Consider the following 7,107-nt stretch of genomic DNA (forward strand, 5'->3'; position numbering starts at 1 on the left):
AAATGAGGAAAGAAAACCGACTCGCTGCCGACAACGGCAGCCTGCCCGATATGATACGCTGTCCTTTCGCCGTGTTTGCCTTGGCAACGCCGTTGCACTTTCCGATCGATGACAAGGTCGTCACCATTGCCGCCACTTCATGCTCGCCATCTTCAACGTCGTCTTCCCGGTCTTCGCGCTGATCTTCCTCGGCTACTTGTGCCGCAAGCGCAATATCCTCAGCGTCAACGCCGCCAGCGAACTGAACCGCTTCGTCATTTATCTCGGCCTGCCGGCGCTGCTGTTTGACTCCATTGCACGCCTGACGCCGGCCGATTTCAGCAACCTGCGCTTCATCGCGGTGTTCGCCATCGGCATCGCGACGGTGTTCCTGCTGACGGCGTGGATCAAGTATCGCCAGGGTGCGGCGGCGGGCGACATCATCATCGACAGCCTCGGCACCTCCTACGCCAACGTCGGCTTCATCGGCATCCCCTTGTGCCTGCTGGCCTTCGGCCATGACGGCATGCCGCCGGCGGTGATCGCGATGGTGATGACCGCCTGCCTGCTGTTTGCGATTGCGATCGTCTTGTTGGAAATCTGCCTGCACGCCGAAAAACACATCGGCCGCAGCCTGCTCAAGACCGGCAATTCGCTGATCCGCAATCCCATCCTGATCGCCCCCATCCTCGGCGCCCTGGTGGCCGGCAGCGGCTATGTGCTGCCGACCGGCGTGCAGCAATTGTTCAAACTGCTGGGCGCCGCCGCCAGCCCGTGCGCGCTGGTGTCGCTGGGATTGTTCCTGGCCCAGCCGATACAGGACAAGCAGTCCGGTTCGGTCGGCCTGCTGGTGAGCTTCAAACTCCTGTTGCATCCGGCCATCACGGCGCTATTCGCCTACTGGATTTTGCCGCTGCCTAAATTATGGGCAGATACCGCGCTGCTGCTGTCGGCCATGCCGATCGGCACCGGCCCCTTCATGCTGGCGGAGTTGTATCAACGCGAGGCGGCGCTGATGTCGCGCGCGATCCTGATTTCCACCACGACCTCGCTCGTGACGATCACGCTGATCCTCGCCTGGATTGCCCACTGACACCACATCGCCCATGCAAACTCGCCCATGAAAATCCAGATCGCCTCCGACCTCCACCTCGAACGCATGCGCGATTTCCCCGGCTATCGCGCGGTCGAGACTACCGACGCCGATGTGCTGGTGATCGCCGGCGACATCCACAACGGCACCGGCGCGATCGATGCCTTCGCCGACTGGCCGGTGCCGGCGATCTATGTACACGGCAATCATGAAGCCTACGACGCGCAGTACCCGGTCGTGGTCGAAGACATCCGGCGCCATGCCGCCGCCAACGGCGGCAATGTCATCCATCTGGAAAACGATGTGCGCATCCTCGGCGGCGTGCGTTTTCTCGGCTGCTGCCTGTGGACCGACTATGCCTTGCGGCAGGACGGCGTGGAAGCGTTGACGCTGGAGGCGGCGATGGAAGAAGCCGGCAAAATCCTGTACGACCACCGCGTGATCACCATGCCCGACGGCGTCTTCCTGCCGCAGCATGCCTTGCAACTGCACCGGCAATCGCGCCGCTGGCTGGAGCAGCAGCTGGCGCTGGACTTCGACGGTCCCACCGTGGTGGTGACGCATCACGGCGTGCATCCGCAATCGATCCATGCGCGCTTTGCCGGGTCGCCGCTCAATCCCGGCTTCATCAGCGACCTCACGCCCTTGCTGGCGCAGGCCGACCTGTGGATACACGGCCACGTGCATGACAGTTTCGATTACGAGGTAGAAGGCTGCCGCGTCGTCACCAATCCGCGCGGCTATGCGCTCAATCTGCGGCAGGCGGGATCACTGGCCGAAATCGAATGGGAGAATCCCCGCTTCCATCCGCAACTGGTAGTGGAAATCTGACCGCCACGATCTAGCGCGAACTGCTCACCAGCGAGCTCTTCATCAGATCGCTCTTCTGCTTCAGCAATTCTTCGAAGCGCTCGGCCGGCACCGGCGGACTGAACAGATATCCCTGCATTTCGTCGCAACCATGGCGGCGCAGATAGGACAGTTGCTCCTGCGTCTCGACGCCTTCGGCGATGACGTGCAGCTTGAGGCTGTGCGCCAGTGAAATGATGGAGACCGTGATCGCCGCATCGTCGGCGTCGACCGTGATGTCGCGCACGAAGGACTTGTCGATCTTGAGCACGTCGATCGGGAAACGCTTGAGGTAAGACAGGCTGGAATAACCGGTGCCGAAGTCGTCGATGGACAGGTGCACGCCGAGTTCCTTGAGCTGGCGCAGGATGCCGATGGCGTGGTCGACGTCGGTCATCACCAGGCTTTCGGTCAGTTCCAGCTCCAGCAGGTCGGCGTCGAGCCCGGTGTCCTTGAGCACGGCCTCGATCGACGACACCAGGTCCTTTTGCACGAACTGGCGCACCGACAGATTGACGGACACGCGCAACTTGTCCCAGCCGGCGTCCTGCCAGGCCTTGGTCTGTTCGCAGGCGGTGCGGATCACCCATGAGCCGATCGGCAGGATCAGGCCGGTCTCTTCGGCCAGGCTGATGAACCGCACCGGCGACACCATGCCGAGTTCCGGATGCTGCCAGCGGATCAGCGCTTCCATGCCGACGATGTTGCCGCTGCGCAGATCCACCTTGGGCTGGTAGTGCAGCAGGAATTCGTTGCGCTCCAGCGCCAGGCGCAGGTCGCCTTCGATGCGCAGGCGTTCGAGCGCCTGCTCGTTCATCGCCGGGGTATAGAACTGATAATTGTCGCGACCGTTCTGCTTGGCGCGATACATGGCGATGTCGGCATGCTTGACCAGCACCTCGGCGTCGCGACCGTCATCCGGATACGCCGCCACGCCCAGGCTGCAGGTCGGAAAGAAGGTGTGCCCCTCGATCGTCATCGGCGCCGCGATGGCGGCCTGGATGCGTTGCAGGTTGCGCGTGTCGAGCCCGACGTCGGTGTATTCGGACATGACGATGATGAATTCGTCGCTGCCGAGACGGGCGATCGTATCGGTGTCGCGCACCGCGCCGCGCAGGCGCCCCGCCACGGTCTTGAGCAACAGATCGCCGGCCTTGTGACCGAGCGTGTCGTTGACGAACTTGAAGCGGTCCAGGTCGACGAACACCACCCACAACGAGCGCTGGTAGCGTTCGGCGTAGGCCATGGCTTCTTCCAGCACCTTGCGCAGCATGTTGCGGTTGACCAGCCCGGTGAGCATGTCGCGGTTGGCCTGGAACTCCAGCTCGGCTTCGTAGCGCTTCATCGAGGTGATGTCGTACAGCGCCGCCACGAAGTGCGTCACCTTGCCGTCTTCGCCCCGGACCGGCGCGATGTAGAAGTCGTTCCACATCAGCGCGCCGTCCTTGTTGTTGGTGCGCAGGACGACGTTGCATTCGCGCTGTTCGTTGAGCGCGCTCCAGATATCGATGAAGCCTTGCTTGTCGACGTTCGCGCCTTCGAGCATGCGGATGCTGCGGCCGGCGACTTCGGCGGTGGCGTAGCCGGTGATGCGTTCGAACGCCGGGTTGACGTACTCGATCGGATAGTCGGGCGCGTTCGCCTGCATGATGATGATGGCGTTGGCGCTGGCCTCGATGGCGCGCTGGCGCAACTGCAAGGCGCGCTCGGCCTGCTGGCGCGCGTGGATGTCTTCCTTGAGCAGGACGTTGGTCAGGCGCAGCTCGGCGGTGCGCTCGTCGACGGTGCGCTGGATGCGGCGCGAACGCATCGACAAGGTATAAAGATACGCGGCGGCGAGCAAGGTCAGCAAGGTCCCGGCGCAGAGGATCAGCAGCGAATTGGCGTGATTGGACGTCAGCGGTATCGGCGCGGATTTCACTTCCAGGTGCCAGGGCTGGCCGGCGATGTCGAAGGTGCGTCGCACATGGATGGGACGGCGATAACCCAGCCAGCCAGGCAAACCGGGGACGATCGCAGCGCGCCGGATGTCGTCGGTGCGGTACACCAGATCTTCGCGGTTGGCGCTGGTGCCGATGTAGACGCTGACCTCGAGGTCTTCGCGCCGGACCGGTCCGAAGGAATTGAAAATCCGCTCCAGCAATACGCGCGCATGGAATACCGCCGTGGTGTCGCCGATGACGGCGGCGCGGCGCTCTTCCATGGTGTTCAAGGGCATGCCGTGCCGGTAGACCGGCATCAGCACCAGCAGGCCGCGTTCGTTGGTCGACGCTTGCGCCAGCCGCAAGGCGCCGGTCGACACCGGGCCGTCGATTTCGATGGCGCGCTGCAAGGTATCCATGACCACCTGGTTGGCCGAGAGGTCGAGACCGAGCGCGGCCTGGTTGCCTTGCAGCGGCTCCAGATAATCCACCACCAGATAACGATCGCGCACCGGCGCCGGAATGGTCTTGCCCTCGACCAGCGTGGTGACGCCGAACTTCGGGTAGCGCGCCTGCATCGCCGCCTCGAAATCGAAGCGCTCGCCGCGCGTGACGAAACGCTGGAAACTGAAGGCCTGCACGTGCGGGTATTTTTGCAGCAGCGGGTCGGTGAAGGTGTGGAATTGCTCGCGCGTGGGATTGTCGACGGTCGCGAACAGGCGGTTGATCACCGTCAGCACCTGCACCGCTTCCTCCAGCCCGCGCTGCAGGGTGGTCACGCGCAGCGAGGCGCGCCGCTCGAAATCGAGATGAAAGGCGTCGTCTTCGAGTTTGCAGGTCCCCAGGAACAACAAGGCGGTCGCGCCAAAACCGATGATCAGTGTCAACGACACCGAGATGGAAGCCCCCACGCGTTTGATCGCTTTGTACATGCCGAGATGACGTTTTTCGTGACCTTGAATGAAGTCATCATAAACGCGACATCGCCGGCACGACCATATTATTCATTAATTTTTCCGCAACTTTATCTGCGGCAATTTTCTCCTCCGTCGCAGTGGCCGCGGCCTCACTAAAACAGCGCGCAGCTGTCCTACAAGGAAAACTCTTGCTGTGCGCAGGACCTCACCATAAGAGGGCGACGCAGAAGACAAAACGCGCCTCAAAGTGCGGCGCGTCGATGTGGCTTCAAGGAAATATTTTCAATCGGGACATTGCTGCGACTGCGGCATTTTTACCACGCGGCGGATTGCTTGCCGTCGTTCTGGGCGCGCTGTTCTTTTTCGATGGCCTGGGCCTGCATGAAGGCGGTGAAGGAGCGTTCGATGGTGGCGCGTTCGATGTCCTTGGTGATGAACACGATACGCGTGCGGCGATCTTCCGAAGGCCAGGCCGGCAAGGTCACCGTCGGATGGAAAATGTGCTGCACGCCGTGGATCACGGTCGGCTTGTCTGCGCCGGCAAGGTTGACGATGCCCTTGATGCGCAGGATGTTCTGCCCCTTGAAGCCCACCAGCAGACTCAGCCATTCGTCGAACAGATGCGGCTCGATCGGGTGGTCGAAGCTGAAGCAGAAGGCGCGGATGTGGTCGTCGTGGCGATTGACGTCTTCGTGGCTGTGGTGGTCGTGCTTGTGACCGTGGTGATGCTCATGTCCGTGATGATGCCCGTGATGATCGTGCGCAGGTTGCGCATACGATTCCTCGTTCAGCCAGCGCTCGACGTCGGGGGTCTTTTCCGCGGCCTTGAACAATCCCGCATCCAGCAGTTTCTGCGGCGCAACCCGTCCCTGTTGCGACAGGATTTGCCCGGCGCTCGGATTCATTTGCGCCAGCCTCGCCTGCAGGTCCTGCAATGCCGCCGCGTCGGCGAGGTCGCTCTTGGTCAGCAGCAGACGGTCGGCGACGGCAGCCTGCTGCACCGCTTCAATGTGGTTGTCCAGCGTCTGCTTGCCGTTGACGGCGTCGATGGTCGTGATGACGCCGTCGAGCCGGTATTTGGACGCGATGAAATTGTCGGTCATCAGGGTGTGCAGGATAGGGATCGGCGACGCCAGTCCGGTGGTCTCGATGATGACGCGGTTGAATTTGCGCTTGCCGCCTTCGGCGAAGCGCCAGGTGATGTCCTTGAGCGTTTTCTTGAGATCGCCGCGTATCGTGCAGCACAGGCAGCCGCTGCTCATCTCCACCACGACGTCGTCCTGGCTGTGCGCGACCAGCAGATGGTCGAGACCGATCTCGCCGAATTCATTGATGATGACCAGCGTGTCTTTCAGCTCGGGCTGCGCCACCAGGTAGTTGAGCAAGGTGGTTTTGCCGCTGCCGAGAAAACCGGTCAGCAGGGAAATCGGAATCAATGCGGGAGCGTCTTGTGTCATGGCAGGCATCAGGTAAGCAGGCGTCGCTTCAATCGTTGTCGTGCGAAGGCAGCAGGTGGCCGAGCTTGGTCGCCTTGGTGCGCAGATAGCGGATGTTGAAGGGATTGCGGTTTTCCACCAGCGGCACGCGCTCCAGCACGTCGATGCCGTTTTCCTGCAGGGCATTGACCTTGCGCGGATTGTTGGTCATCAGGCGCAAGCCCTTGATGCCGAGGTGATCGATCATCGGCACCACCATGGTGTAGCGCCGCATGTCGGCCGGGAAGCCCAGTTGCAGGTTGGCTTCCACCGTGTCGGCGCCGCCGTCTTGCAGATGATAGGCGCGGATCTTGTTGAGCAGGCCGATGCCGCGGCCTTCCTGGCGCAGATAAAAGATCACGCCGCGCTTTTCCTTGGCGATGCGCTTCAGCGCCGCTTCGAGTTGCGCGCCGCAGTCGCAGCGCTGGCTGAACAAGGCGTCGCCGGTCAGGCATTCGGAATGCACGCGCGCCAGCACCGGCTCGCCGTTGGCGACGTCGCCCAGCACCAGCGCCAGGTGTTCCTTGCCGGAAATGTGGTCGACGAAGGCATGCAATTGAAAAGTTGCCCACGGCATCGGCAATGCGCAGGAGCTGACGAATTCCAGATTTTCTTCGGGAATGACGACGTCTGTTTCGATGTTTTCTGTTGACGACATGATGAACCTAGTGTGATCGCCTTAAATCGAGGCGCAGCTGCATATCTTACCTCGCGGCTTCAATTATTTCAGGCATGCGGAAGTTGTTGCTGCCCGGTGTATGTCTGTACTAGGGCCTGTTCACACTAAATCTGCGAGTGCGAACGCGCGGCAGGCGTTGACTGCCTAGGCGCAGCGACGCGACGTAGCGGTGCTACGGCAAGGAGCTGCAACA

5 protein-coding genes are annotated in these 7,107 nt (G+C 61.8%); 2 read left to right on the forward strand and 3 right to left on the reverse strand.

All coding sequences use genetic code 11. The annotated features are described in order from the left end of the window. Window positions 1–139: 139 nt before the first annotated feature. Both PMI16_RS24115 and PMI16_RS24120 read left to right on the forward strand, forming a co-directional pair. A complete protein-coding gene (locus PMI16_RS24115) occupies window positions 140–1,072 on the forward strand; it encodes an AEC family transporter (protein WP_007884474.1) in 933 nt (310 codons plus the stop codon). 27 nt (window positions 1,073–1,099) lie between these two features. Then, the gene (locus PMI16_RS24120; RefSeq protein WP_007884476.1) at window positions 1,100–1,903 is read left to right on the forward strand and encodes a metallophosphoesterase; all 804 of its coding nucleotides are present in this window, start codon (window positions 1,100–1,102) and stop codon (window positions 1,901–1,903) included. 10 nt (window positions 1,904–1,913) lie between these two features. Here the strand turns inward: PMI16_RS24120 and PMI16_RS24125 are convergent, their stop codons facing one another. From PMI16_RS24125 to ribA, 3 genes are all read right to left on the reverse strand, one after another. Continuing rightward, on the reverse strand, window positions 1,914–4,775 hold the full coding sequence (locus PMI16_RS24125; RefSeq protein ID WP_007884478.1) for a bifunctional diguanylate cyclase/phosphodiesterase: 2,862 nt from the start codon (window positions 4,773–4,775) through the stop codon (window positions 1,914–1,916). Between the two features lie 299 nt (window positions 4,776–5,074). Next, window positions 5,075–6,217 (reverse strand): CobW family GTP-binding protein, encoded by a 1,143-nt coding sequence (locus tag PMI16_RS24130; RefSeq protein WP_007884480.1) that lies wholly within the window; start codon window positions 6,215–6,217, stop codon window positions 5,075–5,077. Window positions 6,218–6,245: 28 nt separating this feature from the next. Continuing rightward, window positions 6,246–6,893 carry a GTP cyclohydrolase II gene (ribA, locus tag PMI16_RS24135; RefSeq protein ID WP_007884482.1) on the reverse strand — a complete coding sequence of 216 codons (648 nt, stop codon included), beginning with the start codon at window positions 6,891–6,893 and terminating at the stop codon, window positions 6,246–6,248. Between the last annotated feature and the right edge of the window lie 214 nt (window positions 6,894–7,107).

This window comes from Herbaspirillum sp. CF444, assembly GCF_000282135.1.
GTDB lineage: Bacteria > Pseudomonadota > Gammaproteobacteria > Burkholderiales > Burkholderiaceae_D > Herbaspirillum.